This window comes from Flavobacterium algoriphilum (assembly GCF_048158655.1).
GTDB lineage: Bacteria > Bacteroidota > Bacteroidia > Flavobacteriales > Flavobacteriaceae > Flavobacterium > Flavobacterium algoriphilum.
This window is the reverse complement of record NZ_JBLNKY010000003.1, coordinates 1-16,335: the sequence shown is the minus strand read 5'-3', so window position 1 is coordinate 16,335 and position 16,335 is coordinate 1. Positions and strand designations below refer to the sequence as shown.

The following is a 16,335-nucleotide window of genomic DNA, read 5'->3' as shown; positions in this document are numbered from 1 at the left end:
TAACACGCTCTAAAGTTTGATAAATTTACACTATTAAAATTATTATTTTTATATTATTCTATTTTAAATTCATAATATTCTTGAATTTTAATTTTATATAACATTGATTTACAGTAAATTATATTTTTTTATTCAAATCTTCTACTACTTTTCGAGAGGTACATTTAAGGCCCAAGATAATCCCACAAAGTGTTGCAGATATTGCATTAGCAATAATAATAGGAAGGTCGGATTTAAAAATTCCATAAATCAACCACATAATTCCTCCGAAAAGAAGCATCGCATAAGTGACTTTCGAAATGTCTTTGGTTGATTTCGTTTTTATAATTTTATAGGTTTGCGGAAAATTAGCTCCAGTGGTCATTGCCGCTGCTACTAAACCGAGTATCTGAATATAATCCATGACAGTTTGAATAATTATTTTTTAATAAAAAACGAACTAGAAAAGTTGCGCCAATTCCATCGCATTCATAACTCCCGCAGCACTTGCAGTATTATTAAAATAAATATAAACTTCTTCGAGTTTGTTTTTTTCAATGATACTTTGATGCAGGGAATTGAGATCCTCATGACTGTAGTTAGAATACATTTTTGGCCTGCCGTGCAATCTAACGTAAACAATAGCCGTAGTGGCAATAATGGTAGGAGGCAATGTGGGATGGTTTACACTACAAAAAACGATATTATGTTCTGATAGCCTTTTTTGGACTTTTTGAGTCCACCAACTTTTATGGCGGAATTCAATTGCGTTTTTGAAATTTGGACTTAATGAATTTATAATCAGATCCAATAATTCCTCACTATATGGAATGCTCGGCGGTAATTGAAATAAAATGCAACCTAATTTATCATTGAATCCCTCTTTACAAATGGAATAAAAATCATTAATTTCGGTTATACATTCAATGAATTTTTTGAGATGTGTAATTTGTTTAGGCGCTTTCACCGAAAATAAAAAATGCTCAGGACTTCTGTAGTACCATGTCTGCAAGCTTTTAAGAGTTGGAAATCTATAAAAAGTTGAGTTTAATTCATACGTATTAAAATTTTGGCAATAAAATTCGAACCATTTCCTTTGTGGGAAACCTTCAGGGTAAAAAATATTTTTCCATGCTGTGTTCTGAAAACTTGAACAGCCTATGTAATTATTTTCCATTTTTACCAATATGAAGTTACTTTTTTTTTAGAAAAATAGCATTGTTTATTAAGGAGAATTTAATTTTTTCAATAAGACTGTTCGATTTTAACTGCTTTATTTACCCGTATTTTCTTCTTAACATTTTGAATCAATCCAGTTAATTAAAAGTAGTAGTTTTTTGAATGTAATCCATTTTTTAGATTTGAAACCTACTTTTAAAATTCTGGAAACCATTATTATACTCCTCTCTATTAAGCGTACTATTTTCAACTTCAAAAACATAACGGTATAAATTTGGACAACACATTCAAAATTAGGTTTAAAAAAGATACAATTCCATATTCATATTCATAAATAACTGAATATTAATTACTAAAAAATAAAAAAAATAATTTTGTCCTATATCGTAATTTTTTTTAACAAAAAAATAACTTACATTTGTATATACAAATATAAAATATGTTACATTTGTACCGACAAATGAGATAGACAAAGCATGAAAATTGAAGATGAAATAAAAAGCACTATAGCATTAGACATTTCAAAAAAAATTACACTGAACATTTTATATACTCAAAATGTTATCATAGATAATTTCAATGAAATACTGAAGCCATATGACATATCTGGAGAGCAATATAATGTACTCCGAATATTAAGAGGTCAGAAAGGGAATCCGGCAAATATGTGTTTAATACAAGAACGTATGTTGGCCAGAACTAGTAACACCACTCGATTAGTAGATAAATTATTATTAAAAAAATTTGTTACTCGAAATGTTTGCTCTGAAAACAGAAGAAAAATTGAAGTTCAAATTACCCAAAAAGGATTGGACATTCTAACTGAATTAGATCCTAAAGTAATAGCACACGAACATTTTTTTTCAAAAAAATTATGTACAGAAGAATTAGAACAATTAAATTATTTATTAGAAAAATACAGAAACTAAATACATTAAAATTATGAATACTTTTTTAGAAAATCAAAACTGGAGATATGCAACAAAGAAATTTGATGTTTCCAAAAAAATAACAACCGAAGATTTAAATACTTTAAAAGAAGCCATTCGTTTGAGTTCATCTTCTTTCGGATTACAACCTTACAAGGTAATAATCGTTGAAAATCCAGAATTAAGAGCCCTACTTCAACCAGCGGCTTGGGGGCAATCTCAAATTGTTGAGGCTTCACACCTAATCATTTTTGCAAATGAAACTAACGTTGACGACACTACAATTGACAGTTATTTGAAAAACGTTAGTGAAACAAGAAATACTCCAATTGAAGCTTTGTCTGGTTATGGTGATTTTATGAAATCTAAAATTTCTTCATTAGAAACTGAATTTAAAAATATTTGGACAGCAAAACAAACCTATTTAGCCTTAGGGAATTTATTGAATGCCGCTGCTGAACTAAAAATTGACGCTACTCCAATGGAAGGTTTCGTTGCTACACAAGTAAATGAAATATTAGGATTAGACAAACTAGGCCTGAACGCAACATTAATTACAACTTTAGGGTACAGACATGAAGAGGACGCAACTCAACATTACAAAAAAGTTAGAAAATCAAATGAAGAATTATTCATAACATTGTAAATTACTAATTCAAATTAAATATTAATCTTAAATCAATTTTAAACACATGAAAAATTTTAAATCAATTGCATTAGCATTAGTAGTAGTTTTATCTACTTTGTCATTAACAGCGCAAAAGAAGAAAGTAGATGCTGTAAATAGTTCAATCAACTGGGTTGGGAAAAAAGTAACTGGGCAACACAACGGAACTGTTAACCTTAAATCAGGTACATTAGTTTTTAAAGGAAAAAAATTAGCAAGTGGAACTTTTATTGTTGACATGACATCATTGACAGCAACAGACCTTCAAGGTGAATACCAAGGGAAATTAAACGGTCACTTGAAATCAGAAGATTTCTTTGGAACTGAAAAATTTCCAACTGCAACATTAGTATTCAAAAAAATAGCTGTAAAAGCGCCAAATGTTTACACTGTAACTGGTGATTTAACAATAAAAGGGATAACTAATCCTATTACTTTTGATCTTGCAACAACAAAAAACACTGCTGCAACTACATTTAAAGTGGATAGAACAAAATACGATATCAAATACAATTCTGCTAGTATCTTCAGTAGCATTGGAGACAAAGCAATTTCTGATGATTTTGAATTAGCTGTAGCTTTGAAATTCTAATATATTTTAAAACATATTAAAAACCCCAACAGTTTTAGATTACCTCAAAAAGTTAGACGCTATTTGGGATAATCTAAAACTGTTGGGGTTCTTTTTGCAACTAAATGAATTTTCTATAAAACCAGCTTTAAAAGTCCCTTAAATATTGTGTTATTAAAATGCTTTTAATTAATAATTACAATTTTAAAATCATATTTAAAATTAACTAAGATATAGCTTATCAACTCTTTAAACTTGAAATTGATTTTGTAACTTTGATTTTTAATAAATAAATTTGGATTACTATTTTAGTAGTCAGATTCGGCTTTTAACATAAAAAAATCATTATGAAAAATTTAAAAAAAATTAGTCTCATTTTAATACTCATTATTACATTTATCAAAATAGAAGCACAAACCAATAAAATTGATGTCTCTAAAAGTAAAATTAATTGGGTTGGAAAAAAGATAACGGGTCAACATGAAGGAACAGTAAAACTAAAAGACGGATACATTATTTTCAAAAATAATAAAGTGGTTGGAGGAAATTTCACTTCGGATATGAAATCACTTACAAATACAGATCAAACAGGAAAGTCAAAAATAAAATTGGAAGGCCATTTAAGATCAGATGAATTTTTTGGTGTTGATGAATATAATACGTCCAATTTAGTTTTTAAAAGCATTGGAGATAAAGGCAATAACGTTTATGCAGTCACTGCTGATTTAACCATAAAAGGAGTTACTAATCCCGTAAAATTTGATTTTATTGTAAAAGGAAATACGGCAACTGCTGCTTTGAAAATTGACCGAACAAAATATGACATAAAATACGGTTCCGGAAGTTATTTTGATGATTTGGGAGACAAAACAATTTACGATGAATTTGAACTAAATATTGATTTAGTATTTTAGACAAATTTTATTTAACAAAAAAGTGTGAAATTTAATATTTTTTTTGGTTTTTTATTTTTGAATAATCAAAATTCATTCATATATTTGTAACAAGAAAAAAATGATGAAAACAACAATAAACAATACTTGGTGGTGGAACAATTTACGTCAATCGTCGTGAACTAAGCTTCCTATAGTATATTAAACTATAAATATAAAAGGCTTGTCATCACGACAGGCCTTTTTTTTGTGCCCATTTTATCACTATCACACAACACTAAAAAACATATAAATTGAAATCTTTTATACTCAATACACATTACAAGCAAATCCTTGCAGATACAATTACTCCGGTAAGTGTGTATCTCAAAATTCGTGATAAATTCCCAAATAGTTTATTACTCGAAAGTAGTGATTATCATGGGAATGACAACAGTTTTTCCTATATCTGTTGCAATCCGATTGCTTCTATAAAAATAGAAAATGAAATCATCTACAAAACCTTTCCTGATGGCAGTTTTGAGAAAATTAACATTGACAAAACTACCGATATTCCACAGGTAATTCAAGAATTTTCACATCAGTTCAAATCGGAGAAAAATAATTTCAAATTCATCAATAATGGTTTGTTTGGTTACATTTCGTACGATGCGGTTCGTTATTTCGAAAAAGTAACGATTGCCAAAAAAGACAATAGCATTTCTATTCCTGATGTTTATTATGCCGTTTACCAGAATATTATTGCCATCAATCATTTCAAAAATGAAGCGTATATTTTCTGTCACAGTTTAGACGGAAGAAACAATATTTCAGAAATCGAACAATTATTACAATCCCGAAATATTGCTTCTTATAAATTCTCTAAAGAAGGAGCCGGTTTTTCTAATTTAACAGACGACGAATTCAAGCATAATGTTGCATTGGCTAAAAAGCATTGTTTCCGTGGTGATGTGTTCCAATTAGTTTTGTCCCGAAGGTTTACCCAAGGCTTTAAAGGCGATGAATTTAATGTATACAGAGCGTTACGAAGCATTAATCCTTCGCCCTATTTATTCTTTTTTGATTATGGTGATTTCAAAATATTTGGTTCTTCACCGGAAGCCCAAATTATTGTAAAAGACCGTAAAGCCGAAATTCATCCCATCGCAGGAACTTTCAAACGTACGGGCGATGATGAAAAAGACGCTATTCTTGCTAAACAATTATCAGAGGACAAGAAAGAAAATAGTGAACATGTCATGTTAGTGGATTTAGCACGAAATGATTTAAGCAGAAATGGTCATAATGTTAATGTCGAAAAATATAGAGAAGTGCAATTTTTCTCCCATGTTATTCACTTAGTTTCAAAAGTAACAGGACATTTGCACGAAAATGCTACAACGATGCAAGTAGTAGCAGATACTTTTCCTGCGGGTACATTGAGCGGCGCTCCTAAGCACAGAGCCATGCAGCTAATTGAAGAATATGAAAAAACAAACCGTAATTTTTATGGCGGAGCCATTGGTTTCATGGATTTTGAAGGTAATTTTAATCACGCCATAATGATCCGAACATTTCTAAGCAAAAACCATCAGCTGCACTCTCAAGCCGGAGCTGGAATCGTAGCCAACTCCGATGAAGAAAGCGAAATGCAGGAAGTATATAATAAGTTAAGAGCGTTGAATGCAGCTTTGGATTTAGCGGAAACAATATAAATCCCCTCCCCGACCCTCCCCAAAGAGAAGGGAGCCAAATCTAAAAACTAGCAACTTATATGGAGTTGTAATTAAAAATAACAATTAAAAAACCTATTTACCCCAATAGGTGCTCCCCTCCTTCGGAGGGGTTGGGGGAGGAATATGAAAAAAATACTAGTCATAGACAATTACGATAGTTTCACTTATAATTTGGTGCATTATCTCGAAGATTTAGATTGCGAAGTAACCGTTTACCGAAACGATGAATTTGATATTAATGAAATTGCAGTTTTTGATAAAATTCTTCTTTCCCCAGGACCTGGAATTCCTGATGAAGCAGGATTATTAAAAGAAGTCATTAAAAAATACGGCCCAACAAAAAGTATCTTTGGTGTATGCTTGGGACAACAAGCGATAGGCGAAGTTTACGGAGGAACGCTTTCGAATTTGGATAAAGTATATCATGGTGTAGCAACGATGGTAAAAACCGTAGTGGATGATGAACTCTTATTCGAAGGATTAGGAAACGAATTTGAAGTAGGACGCTATCATTCTTGGGTGGTGGACACCAATTTACCTGATGTTCTGGAAGCAACTTCTTTCGACGAAAACGGACAAGTGATGTCGTTGCGCCACAAAACGTACGATGTACGTGGTGTACAATTTCATCCGGAAAGTGTGTTGACTCCAAACGGAAAAAAAATATTGGAGAATTGGGTGAAAAATTAGTCATAAAGTCAAATCTCATAATGTCGAAAGACTTTAAGACTTTAAGACTTTCAACTTTAAGACATATATAAAAATGAAAAACATATTAAACAGACTGATCAATCACGAAATGCTTTCGCAAGAAGAAGCAAAAAACGTATTGGTAAATATCTCCAACGGAAGTTATAACACCAGTCAGATCGCTTCTTTTCTGACCGTTTACATGATGCGAAGCATCAGTATAGAAGAGCTTGCCGGTTTTCGTGAAGCGTTGTTGGAACTGTGCATCCGCGTGGATTTATCAGCCTACAATACCATCGATTTATGTGGAACAGGCGGTGATGGAAAAGACACCTTCAATATTTCAACCTTAGCTTCATTTGTAGCTGCGGGAGCAGGAATAAAAGTGGCAAAACATGGGAATTACGGTGTTTCTTCTATTTCTGGTTCTAGTAATGTGATGGAAAAAATGGGAATCAAGTTCAGCAATGACACTGATTTCCTGGAGAAATGTATCGATAAAGCAGGAATTTGTGTTTTACACGCACCGCTATTTCACCCCGCTATGAAAAATGTGGGACCAATCCGAAAAGAATTGGCTGTAAAAACATTCTTCAACATGTTAGGACCAATGGTAAATCCATCATTCCCGAAAAATCAATTGGTCGGTGTTTTCAATTTAGAAATGGCCAGAATGTATGCCTATTTGTATCAAAATACCGATGTGAATTTTACCATCTTACATTCGCTTGACGGATATGATGAAGTTTCATTGACAGGACCTACAAAAATGATTACCAGTTCAATGGAAGGAATGTTAAATCCAGAAGATTTTGGTGTCCGTCTTTTATTGCAAAGCGAAATCGAAGGTGGGAAAACCATCGAAGAAGCAGCTCAAATATTTACTGATATCATATCTGGAAAAGGAACCGAAGCTCAAAATAATGTGGTTTGCGCCAATGCCGGAATGGCAATTGCAACCGTTACAAAATGTTCTCCTTTAGAAGGATTTCAAATAGCAAAAGAAAGTTTACTATCCGGTAAAGGACTTGTAGCTTTGAAAACACTACAAGAATTAAGTAAATAATAAATATATCGTTTAACCAAATTACCGATTAAATGAACCAAACAAACAACAATGAACATACTCGATAAAATTATAGTTGACAAAAAAAGAGAAGTCATTCTCAAGAAATCCATCATTCCCGTTTCACAATTGGAAGCTTCCGTTTTCTTTGGAAAAAAAACTATTTCTTTGAGCGATAATTTAAGAAACAGCACATCAGGAATTATTGCTGAACACAAACGCCGTTCACCTTCCAAAGCAGAAATAAATTATAGCTTTACCGTTGAAGAAGTAACCAAAGGTTATGAAAATGCTGGTGCTTGTGGAATTTCGGTATTGACGGATGGAAAATATTTTGGTGGTTCGTTAGACGATTTACTTTTGGCAAGAGCCACAGTCAACATTCCATTATTGAGAAAAGAATTCATTGTTGATGAATACCAAATCTTAGAAGCCAAAGCACATGGAGCCGATTTAATTTTGCTAATCGCTGCGGTTTTAACAAGAGACGAAATCAAAGCCTTATCTGAATTTGCTAAAAATTTAGGCCTGGAAGTATTGTTGGAAGTTCACAATCAAGAAGAATTGGAAAAATCGATTATGCCAACATTAGACATGATTGGAGTGAACAATCGAAATCTAAAAACATTTGAAGTGAGTTTGGATTTCAGCAAGCAATTGGCAGCACAAATCCCGAATGATTTTGTAAAAATTTCCGAAAGTGGGATTTCATCAGTTGAAGCGATTAATGAATTAAAGCCCTACGGATACAAAGGATTTTTAATTGGAGAAAACTTTATGAAAACGGATAATGCCGGTAAAGCAGCAACCGAATTTATCAGTCAACTATAAAACAACCCTTTTAGGGTTCAAAACCCTAAAAGGATTGAATTAAAAAAAAAACTGGAAATGAAAAAACAAACAGACAATCAAGACACTTCGGCTCCCTCCCCTTTGAGGATGGCTGCGGTGGGGATAAAAATCTGCGGCATGAAATATCCCGATAATATACTCGAAGTAGGTTCGATCCTACCCGATTATATGGGCTTTATATTCTGGGAGAAATCAGCTAGGTATTTTGATGGTGTGATTCCAAATTTACCAAAATCAATCAAGAAGGTAGGCGTTTTTGTAAATGCTTCACAAGATGAAATTCTTGAAAAAATAGCAAAATACGATTTGCAAGCCGTTCAATTGCACGGACAGGAATCAGTTGAATTTTGTCAGGATTTAAAGCAAGTTTTGAAAGATGAGAATGGGAAACAAGTTCAGATTGAAATTATAAAAGTATTTTCTGTTGATAATTCTTTTAATTTTGAAGTATTGGAACCCTTTGAAGCCGTTTGTGATTATTTCCTTTTTGATACCAAAGGAAAATTACCAGGCGGAAACGGAACCACATTCGATTGGAAAGTATTAGAAAACTATCCTTCGACCAAACCATTTTTCTTAAGTGGCGGAATCGGAATTAATGAAATGGGCGCTGTAAATGAAATTTATAAAACCAATTTACCGCTTTACGCCATTGATGTAAACAGTAAATTTGAGATAGAACCCGGTTTAAAAAACATACAATTATGTAGAGACGCAGTGCAATGCATCTGTGCAGATAACGAAATAAAAAAATTAAATTATGTCATACAACGTCAACGAAAAAGGCTATTACGGAGAATTTGGAGGCGCCTTCATTCCTGAAATGTTATATCCAAATGTAGAAGAATTACGTCAAAATTATTTAAAAATTACAGCTGAGCCAGAATTTCAGGCTGAATTTGATGACTTGCTTAAAGAGTATGTAGGTCGCCCTACGCCGCTTTATTTTGCCAAACGGCTATCCGAACAATACAACACTAAAATCTATCTGAAAAGAGAAGATTTATGTCATACTGGCGCGCATAAAGTGAACAACACCATTGGACAAATTTTATTAGCCAAACGTTTGGGTAAAAAACGAATCATTGCCGAAACCGGCGCTGGTCAGCATGGGGTTGCCACAGCAACTGTTTGTGCGTTAATGGGACTGGAATGCATCGTGTATATGGGTGAAATCGACATCAAACGTCAAGCGCCAAATGTAGCTCGTATGAAAATGTTGGGTGCCGAAGTGCGTCCGGCGCTTTCTGGATCAAAAACCTTAAAAGATGCCACTAACGAAGCCATTCGCGACTGGATTAACAACCCTGTAGATACCTATTATATCATTGGATCTGTAGTAGGACCACATCCTTATCCGGATATGGTGGCGCGTTTCCAAAGTGTCATTTCTAAAGAGATCAAAGAACAATTATTAGAAAAAGAAGGCCGTGAAAACCCTGATTATGTGATTGCCTGTGTAGGTGGTGGTAGCAATGCTGCCGGAGCCTATTATCATTTTCTGGATAATGAAGACGTGACTATTATTGCGGTCGAAGCAGCAGGATTAGGAGTCGATTCAGGCGAAAGTGCCGCTACATCGGCATTAGGAAAAGTAGGCGTTATTCACGGCAGTAAAACCCTGTTGATGCAAACTACTGATGGACAAATCACCGAGCCGTATTCTATTTCGGCAGGACTGGATTATCCGGGCGTAGGTCCTATGCACGCTAATTTATTCGCTACTGGTAGAGCGCAATTCATCTCCATTACAGATGATCAAGCCATGCAATGGGGATTGAAATTATCCCAAATGGAAGGACTTATTCCAGCTATTGAAAGTGCGCATGCCTTTGCCGTTCTAGACGAAATGAAATTCAAACCAGAGGACATCGTAGTCATCAATCTTTCTGGTCGTGGTGACAAAGATTTGAATACGTATATCGATTATTTTAAATTATAACAGAAGAATAATTTGGGCGTTACCCTCCCAAAAAAAAATCGGGTCGGGCTGTACACTATATCTTTTTTGTGGTAGAAAAAACCACAAAAAAGGATGCCGTTCCTATCCCTAACGCAATAAATAACGAGAAAAAATAGTATTATGGAACATATATTCTCTTACGGAACATTACAATCTAAAAAAATTCAAATACAGGTTTTTAACAAGCTATTGACTGGAACACTAGACCAACTCAAAGGCTATAAACTAAAAGATCTAAAAATAGAAGAAGAATTTGGAATGGCAGATTATTTTGTAGCAACACCAAGCGAAAATCCTTCGGATGAAATAAATGGTATTGTTTTTACTGTTTCCAGTGAAGATCTGACTAAGGCAGATCAATTCGAATCTAATGCGTATAAAAGAGTTCAAATAACATTGAAATCCGGAATAGTTGCATGGATTTATATGGAAAATTAATAATTGTAAATATAAAAACATATACCTAACAGCTTTTAAAAACCTGTTAGGACAAAAAATAAAACAATGAACAGAATAAATCAAAAATTACAAGAAGACAAAAAAATACTTTCCATTTATTTCTCTGCGGGATATCCTAATTTAAATGATACCGTACAAATCATTCAGGATTTAGAAAAAAGCGGTATTGACATGATCGAAATCGGATTGCCGTTCAGCGATCCATTGGCCGATGGACCAACGATTCAAGCGAGTTCTACACAAGCATTGCACAACGGAATGACAACACAAGTTTTGTTTGACCAATTAAAGGATATCCGTAAAACGGTATCTATTCCTTTAGTGATTATGGGGTATTTCAACCCAATGTTACAATACGGAATCGAGAATTTCTGCCAGAAATGTGCGGAGATTGGCATCGATGGATTAATTATTCCTGATCTTCCCGTTGATGTCTATGCCGATGAATACAAAGCTACTTTCGAAAAATACGGCTTAAAAAACATATTCTTGATTACGCCACAAACATCTGACGAGCGCATCCATTTTATTGACAGCGTATCCGATGGGTTTATTTATATGGTCAGTTCGGCAAGTGTTACAGGATCGCAATCAGGTTTTGGAAGCACTCAAGAAGCCTATTTCAAACGCATTGCTGACATGAATTTGAAAAATCCTCAAGTAATTGGTTTTGGAATTAACAACAAGGAAACGTTTGACCAAGCTGTGCAATTTGCCAAAGGAGCGATTATAGGAAGTGCATTCATTCAGCATTTAACCGAAAATAGTACTAGGAAAATTGAGGAATTTGTAAAAGAGATTCGATAAAACAACTATTTTTAAATAAATATTAAACGTCGTTTAAATGAACTTTAAACGACGTTTTTTATGTTCACAATTTATAAAAGACTAAAATTATTTGTAAGTTTTATTTATATATTAGCGAACGCAAAAATGATGACGTTTGTCAGACAAAGCCACCCAAATTTGGAGTGATAAGTATTATTTTATCAGACATATATACAAGTTACAAGCAAGTTAACCACAGAGTTCAGAATCTAAAACAATTATGACTACTCCAAAAATAAATATGAAGCATAATACAGCTTATTATAATTTCGAACTTTTACGAGAGTTAGATTATGTTATTGGTGGTTACGGCAAAGCGTCACAAGAATTTATTTTCAGCTTTAATAACTTTGTTGAATCATTTATTTTAAATGAACATTTTTTATTATCTAATCAAGAATGGGAACATCATTTTTTAACTGCAAAAGCCACATTCACAAATGGAAGACCAATAACAGAGTTAGTTCTAACAAATAAAAATGGAATGCAAATTACTAATTTTCCTTTTTACATTGATATGGGAAAAATTTTATACGCCGAAGATGTTCCAATCACTATTGACAGTAAAGGAAAATCAGAATTAAATATTGATTTTCAAGATAAAAACAAAGAGTACTTAATTCAAAAATATTTTGAACCGAAAAAGTTTGAAAATTTTGAGGTAAAATATCCCGTTTTAACACCTCAATACTTAACAAGTCAAAAAAAATATTCAAAAAGATTTGTTATAATTGAGAGCTCTACCACACCTACAGAATTGCTATCAGGACTCTATAAGGCATTACCTGATAACAATTTTCAAACGACAATTCCTTTAACTGGATTTAAAGCTCAGTTAGAGATAAACAAAGGTCTTGGAATTTCAAAATCAACAATAGAAACTTTAAAAAAACTACACGCCATTAACATTCAAGAATTAGTCAACTTAAGTGGTTATAGAAAAGTTTCAATTCCTCCTTTAGTTCCAATTCTTTTATCTCAATGCGAAACAATTGACGATATACCGGACAAACTTTTACAATTAAGGAATGATTATCAAGAATTAAGATATTCATTTGTTAATTATGAAAAGAAAATTTCAGAATCGAAAAACCTAAAAGAACAATTTGAAATTAACAAAGAGTATAGTCTTTTTTGGGAAGCATTTAGCAGAAAAAATAAAATCAATACTAATAGACTAATGTTTCATTTCTGGGATTTAGGAAAGGAATCAAATATTATAGACTCTATTGAAAATGTAGTTGATTCAAGTAGTTTTGATGATTTTGTAGGAGATTTAAGTTTTACAAAATTAGGAGTAAAAGGAGTGGGTAAATTAATGGAGTATTTTAAGGATAGAAAAGCTCTAAGTCGATTTAAAGGAATAACTAATTTATGGGACTTATTTCAGAAATCACCAACTTTAGAAAATCAGGTAAAAGATTTAGAACGTATCTTTGGATTAAAAGTGGATATTAATGCTTTAAATCGAATAGCTCAAACTTTGAGTAAATAACTTAAAAAAAGCAAATACCCCGCTCCGCTAATTGTTCTTCTAAAAAATAATTTTCTCGTGAATGCTGCGCAAATGTCTCGGACTTTGCGCAATTTTATAAACTTGATAGAAAAACAAAACGCCCTAAAATTTCTGACTTTCATCGTCTTAAATTTAAAAAACACAAACAAGTCCTTAAAATCGTTATTTTTATATTAAAAATACATCAAGATGAAAGAAGACTATGTAATTCGGGATCAGACTTTACCAAGCTCCGAAAACGTCCCAACTCCCCGAAGTGTTGCCACTTCCGAATTTATTTTTCAATAAAAAAATAATTTATTTGTAATACCTCTATAAAAAGTAAATTTCATGGATTATAATCAATTTATTTTCTGTCTCGAAGCCGTTCCCGATGTAGAAACGAACACCACTACTGAAGTGTTCAAAAACTTAAAACAATTAGCCTTTGAACAAGGTATTACGAGCATTTATAAAACGTGTGATACTATTGAAGGATTAGAAGAAAGTTTAAATACCTTGCTACATGAGGACCATAATTTTAAGGATTATGAAATCATCTACTTAGTCATGCAAGGCGAAGGAAACAATATTTGCCTCAATGAGTATTACTATAGTTTAGAAGAAATAGCCGAAATCTTTGAAGGGAAAATGAAAGGTAAAATTTTGCATTTTGCCAATTCAAAGGTATTAGACTTAAGCGAGGAAGAAGCACAATACTTTTTAGATATTACAGGAGCACGTGCTATTTCGGGTTATGGAGCGGCATTTCATAACTTAACCAGTGATCCCATCGACAAAGCTTTCTTTAGCTTGTGTCAAGAACAAGATAATCTCGTCGAAATTGTAGAAGAATTATATAAAAAACACTATGCTCTTTGTAAACTACTCGATTTCAGAATGTACTATTAAAAAATTAAATTCAGCGCTAAAAGGTCTCGTTAACTAAATCGTATTCAAAAGTCAGAGACTTTTATGACGGTGCTAATTTACTACACTAAAAAAATTGCGCAAAGTCAAAGACATTTGCGCAGCATTCACAACAAACACTTCGGAAATCTAGGGGATTAACAAGCTTCCAAACAACAACTTTCTCACTACAAAGTAAAGGAAATTCGCTACCAATAAAATTTATCTTACACAATAGTCCTTACAGGCGGGCTTTCATCCATCCTCTGACCAAAAAAAAGTGAAAAAGCCCACGGTAAAACGTAACTTATTTAAGTTACTGTATATTTACAAAACGCAATTTATTAATAACCAGTCGGTGGAAAAAAAAGATTCTACCGCCAATTTACTAATTGAAAATTATGGGTGAATTTCAACAAGAATGGACAAGACGAACGTTTATCACTACAGTAACTGGAGCAGGGGCAGCAATTATGTTGAACCCATCCCTGACCTGGGCTGCCAACCAAATTGATCCTAGAATAGCAGCCATTGTAGCCAAAACAATGGGAATTGACACACACAATCATATTGATGTACCTCTCAACGCAGCAGAGTTGCCCGGTCCAAAAATCGATCTGGTCGGCGAAATGAAAAAATCTGGCCTATTGGCAATATGCATGACATTCGCGGTTGATTATCAAGAGTTACGTAACCCAGGTGTGGCGTATGACCGTTTCATAAATGGATTGACTGCAATGGATAAAACATTGGAAAGCAGCAACATGAAGCGAGCAATGAACTTGGCAGACCTACGTTCTGCTCATCTTCAACATAAACCAACCGTCATTCAATCCGTTGAGGGCGCTCACTTTCTTGAAGGGAATTTGGATCGACTGGGAGTAGCGTACAGCAGAGGTCTGCGCCACCTTGGACTACTTCATGATCACGATGCTTCTGTACCATTGGGTGATGTTTTCACAAATCCTGCACAATGGGGTGGTCTAACCACTTTTGGAGCGAATGTCATCAAAGAATGCAACAAGCTAGGAATTCTTGTAGACCTTTCCCATGCCAACAATGAAACTGTTAACGTTGCACTAAAAGTGGCTACCCGTCCGATGCTTATTTCTCATACTGGTCTTGATACCCAATTGGGGAAAAATGAAAACATGGCCAAAATGATGAGTCCTAGGTTAATCAGCAAGGAGCAAGCCAAAATTGTTGCAGATGCTGGTGGTGTTATTGGCATATGGAAACATCTGGCAGATACACCACTAGCGTATGCCCAGAATGTTAGGGCAATGGTTGACGTTATCGGAATTGACCATGTCTGCATTGGTACCGATACTAAGATGACTCCGGCTTACGGTGGTAAAAATGGTGATAAAATTGGCGTTGGTACTAACGAAACCTGGAAGGATCAAAATGCCGGTTTCTATTACACTGTCGTTGAAGCAATGTTAAAGACTGGTTTCAACGAGAATGAAATCGGTAAGATAGGCGGTGGTAATTTTTGTCGAATATTTGATGCAGCCACTGCAGGTCACTACTAATTTAAACTGATTAACTGTTCATAAATCCCAGTGTTTCGGTAAATAAAATCAGTTCCTGTATAAAACCAAACGGTTTTTAAGTTCAATTAATGCCGTTTTATGGTTACATTTTAAAAATAACTTGTAAGTTTCCAGGATCAAATCCCAAACCTATGAAGTGATAAAAATTAGCATTTGATCTATCTGTTTTGGACTTAATCCGAGGATTCTATAATCGTAAAAATAAAAAACTTCAGCCAGCGTTAGCCAACTGAAGTTTCTTGTACTCAGAGCGGGACTTGAACCCGCACGAACATTGCTGTTCACTGGATTTTAAGTCCAGCGTGTCTACCAATTTCACCATCCGAGCATTTTGTGGTACCTCCAGGGATCGAACCAGGGACACATGGATTTTCAGTCCATTGCTCTACCATCTGAGCTAAGGTACCAGTATACTTCCTTATAAAAGTATGAATAAAAAACCCCGTTCGTTAGAACAGGGTTTTTCAAAAGAAAGGCGACGACATACTCTCCCACATAACTGCAGTACCATCTGCGCAGGCGGGCTTAACTACTCTGTTCGGGATGGGAAGAGGTGAGCCCCGCCGCAATAACCACCTTAAGAG

The 16,335-nt window shown here is 33.9% G+C and carries 17 protein-coding genes, 2 tRNA genes and 1 rRNA gene; 15 read left to right on the top strand and 5 right to left on the bottom strand.

Annotated features, from left to right (window positions below):
- Positions 1–118: 118 nt before the first annotated feature.
- Together ACM55G_RS07235 and ACM55G_RS07230 are read right to left on the bottom strand one after the other, a co-directional pair.
- Positions 119–403, bottom strand: coding sequence for a SemiSWEET family sugar transporter (locus ACM55G_RS07235; RefSeq protein WP_416843228.1), 285 nt, complete (start codon positions 401–403; stop codon positions 119–121).
- A gap of 36 nt (positions 404–439) precedes the next feature.
- Entirely contained in the window at positions 440–1,156 is a 717-nt protein-coding gene (locus tag ACM55G_RS07230) for a DUF72 domain-containing protein (protein ID WP_416843227.1), read from the bottom strand.
- Between the two features lie 478 nt (positions 1,157–1,634).
- Here ACM55G_RS07230 and ACM55G_RS07225 point away from each other — a divergent pair, with 478 nt between their 5' ends.
- The 15 genes from ACM55G_RS07225 (at position 1,635) to ACM55G_RS07155 (ending at position 15,730) form a co-directional block, all read left to right on the top strand.
- On the top strand, positions 1,635–2,087 hold the full coding sequence (locus ACM55G_RS07225; RefSeq protein ID WP_416843226.1) for a MarR family winged helix-turn-helix transcriptional regulator: 453 nt from the start codon (positions 1,635–1,637) through the stop codon (positions 2,085–2,087).
- Positions 2,088–2,100: 13 nt separating this feature from the next.
- Entirely contained in the window at positions 2,101–2,733 is a 633-nt protein-coding gene (locus tag ACM55G_RS07220; RefSeq protein ID WP_416843225.1) for an NAD(P)H-dependent oxidoreductase, read from the top strand.
- Between the two features lie 46 nt (positions 2,734–2,779).
- Positions 2,780–3,346 carry a YceI family protein gene (locus ACM55G_RS07215; protein WP_416843223.1) on the top strand — a complete coding sequence of 189 codons (567 nt, stop codon included), beginning with the start codon at positions 2,780–2,782 and terminating at the stop codon, positions 3,344–3,346.
- Between the two features lie 326 nt (positions 3,347–3,672).
- Entirely contained in the window at positions 3,673–4,239 is a 567-nt protein-coding gene (locus ACM55G_RS07210) for a YceI family protein (protein WP_416843222.1), read from the top strand.
- 272 nt (positions 4,240–4,511) lie between these two features.
- Complete coding sequence (locus ACM55G_RS07205; protein ID WP_416843221.1) at positions 4,512–5,912, top strand: anthranilate synthase component I family protein; 1,401 nt, start codon at positions 4,512–4,514, stop codon at positions 5,910–5,912.
- A 144-nt stretch (positions 5,913–6,056) separates the two neighbouring features.
- Positions 6,057–6,623 (top strand): anthranilate synthase component II, encoded by a 567-nt coding sequence (locus tag ACM55G_RS07200; RefSeq protein WP_416843220.1) that lies wholly within the window; start codon positions 6,057–6,059, stop codon positions 6,621–6,623.
- A gap of 73 nt (positions 6,624–6,696) precedes the next feature.
- Complete coding sequence (gene trpD / locus ACM55G_RS07195; RefSeq protein ID WP_416843219.1) at positions 6,697–7,689, top strand: anthranilate phosphoribosyltransferase; 993 nt, start codon at positions 6,697–6,699, stop codon at positions 7,687–7,689.
- A gap of 51 nt (positions 7,690–7,740) precedes the next feature.
- A complete protein-coding gene (trpC, locus tag ACM55G_RS07190; protein ID WP_416843218.1) occupies positions 7,741–8,520 on the top strand; it encodes an indole-3-glycerol phosphate synthase TrpC in 780 nt (259 codons plus the stop codon).
- Between the two features lie 57 nt (positions 8,521–8,577).
- Positions 8,578–9,363: a phosphoribosylanthranilate isomerase gene (locus ACM55G_RS07185; RefSeq protein WP_465245445.1), complete on the top strand. Its 786-nt coding sequence runs from the start codon at positions 8,578–8,580 to the stop codon at positions 9,361–9,363.
- Positions 9,302–10,483 (top strand): tryptophan synthase subunit beta, encoded by a 1,182-nt coding sequence (trpB, locus tag ACM55G_RS07180; protein ID WP_416843217.1) that lies wholly within the window; start codon positions 9,302–9,304, stop codon positions 10,481–10,483. Before ACM55G_RS07185 ends, trpB begins: the two co-directional genes overlap by 62 nt.
- Positions 10,484–10,624: 141 nt before the next feature.
- Entirely contained in the window at positions 10,625–10,942 is a 318-nt protein-coding gene (locus tag ACM55G_RS07175) for a gamma-glutamylcyclotransferase family protein (RefSeq protein ID WP_416843216.1), read from the top strand.
- Between the two features lie 66 nt (positions 10,943–11,008).
- Entirely contained in the window at positions 11,009–11,770 is a 762-nt protein-coding gene (gene trpA, locus ACM55G_RS07170; protein ID WP_416843215.1) for a tryptophan synthase subunit alpha, read from the top strand.
- A gap of 241 nt (positions 11,771–12,011) precedes the next feature.
- Positions 12,012–13,286 (top strand): hypothetical protein, encoded by a 1,275-nt coding sequence (locus tag ACM55G_RS07165; protein WP_416843214.1) that lies wholly within the window; start codon positions 12,012–12,014, stop codon positions 13,284–13,286.
- Between the two features lie 351 nt (positions 13,287–13,637).
- Positions 13,638–14,198: a DUF6642 family protein gene (locus ACM55G_RS07160; protein WP_416843213.1), complete on the top strand. Its 561-nt coding sequence runs from the start codon at positions 13,638–13,640 to the stop codon at positions 14,196–14,198.
- 398 nt (positions 14,199–14,596) lie between these two features.
- Entirely contained in the window at positions 14,597–15,730 is a 1,134-nt protein-coding gene (locus tag ACM55G_RS07155; RefSeq protein WP_416843212.1) for a dipeptidase, read from the top strand.
- A gap of 263 nt (positions 15,731–15,993) precedes the next feature.
- Here ACM55G_RS07155 and ACM55G_RS07150 read toward each other — a convergent pair.
- The 3 genes from ACM55G_RS07150 to rrf all read right to left on the bottom strand — a co-directional run bounded on the left by ACM55G_RS07150 (position 15,994) and on the right by rrf (position 16,331).
- Positions 15,994–16,079, bottom strand: a tRNA-Leu gene (locus ACM55G_RS07150).
- 6 nt (positions 16,080–16,085) lie between these two features.
- Positions 16,086–16,158, bottom strand: a tRNA-Phe gene (locus tag ACM55G_RS07145).
- Positions 16,159–16,221: 63 nt separating this feature from the next.
- Positions 16,222–16,331, bottom strand: a 5S ribosomal RNA gene (rrf, locus tag ACM55G_RS07140).
- Between the last annotated feature and the right edge of the window lie 4 nt (positions 16,332–16,335).

Bases quoted from the DNA above. Each gene is read 5' to 3' on its own strand.
- ACM55G_RS07235 (WP_416843228.1), bottom strand. From the start codon at position 403: ATGGATTATATTCAGATACTCGGTTTAGTAGCAGCGGCAATGACCACT.
- ACM55G_RS07230 (WP_416843227.1), bottom strand. From the start codon at position 1,156: ATGGAAAATAATTACATAGGCTGTTCAAGTTTTCAGAACACAGCATGG.
- ACM55G_RS07225 (WP_416843226.1), top strand. From the start codon at position 1,635: ATGAAAATTGAAGATGAAATAAAAAGCACTATAGCATTAGACATTTCA.
- ACM55G_RS07220 (WP_416843225.1), top strand. From the start codon at position 2,101: ATGAATACTTTTTTAGAAAATCAAAACTGGAGATATGCAACAAAGAAA.
- ACM55G_RS07215 (WP_416843223.1), top strand. From the start codon at position 2,780: ATGAAAAATTTTAAATCAATTGCATTAGCATTAGTAGTAGTTTTATCT.
- ACM55G_RS07210 (WP_416843222.1), top strand. From the start codon at position 3,673: ATGAAAAATTTAAAAAAAATTAGTCTCATTTTAATACTCATTATTACA.
- ACM55G_RS07200 (WP_416843220.1), top strand. From the start codon at position 6,057: ATGAAAAAAATACTAGTCATAGACAATTACGATAGTTTCACTTATAAT.
- trpD (WP_416843219.1), top strand. From the start codon at position 6,697: ATGAAAAACATATTAAACAGACTGATCAATCACGAAATGCTTTCGCAA.
- trpC (WP_416843218.1), top strand. From the start codon at position 7,741: ATGAACATACTCGATAAAATTATAGTTGACAAAAAAAGAGAAGTCATT.
- ACM55G_RS07185 (WP_465245445.1), top strand. From the start codon at position 8,578: ATGAAAAAACAAACAGACAATCAAGACACTTCGGCTCCCTCCCCTTTG.
- trpB (WP_416843217.1), top strand. From the start codon at position 9,302: ATGTCATACAACGTCAACGAAAAAGGCTATTACGGAGAATTTGGAGGC.
- ACM55G_RS07175 (WP_416843216.1), top strand. From the start codon at position 10,625: ATGGAACATATATTCTCTTACGGAACATTACAATCTAAAAAAATTCAA.
- trpA (WP_416843215.1), top strand. From the start codon at position 11,009: ATGAACAGAATAAATCAAAAATTACAAGAAGACAAAAAAATACTTTCC.
- ACM55G_RS07165 (WP_416843214.1), top strand. From the start codon at position 12,012: ATGACTACTCCAAAAATAAATATGAAGCATAATACAGCTTATTATAAT.
- ACM55G_RS07160 (WP_416843213.1), top strand. From the start codon at position 13,638: ATGGATTATAATCAATTTATTTTCTGTCTCGAAGCCGTTCCCGATGTA.
- ACM55G_RS07155 (WP_416843212.1), top strand. From the start codon at position 14,597: ATGGGTGAATTTCAACAAGAATGGACAAGACGAACGTTTATCACTACA.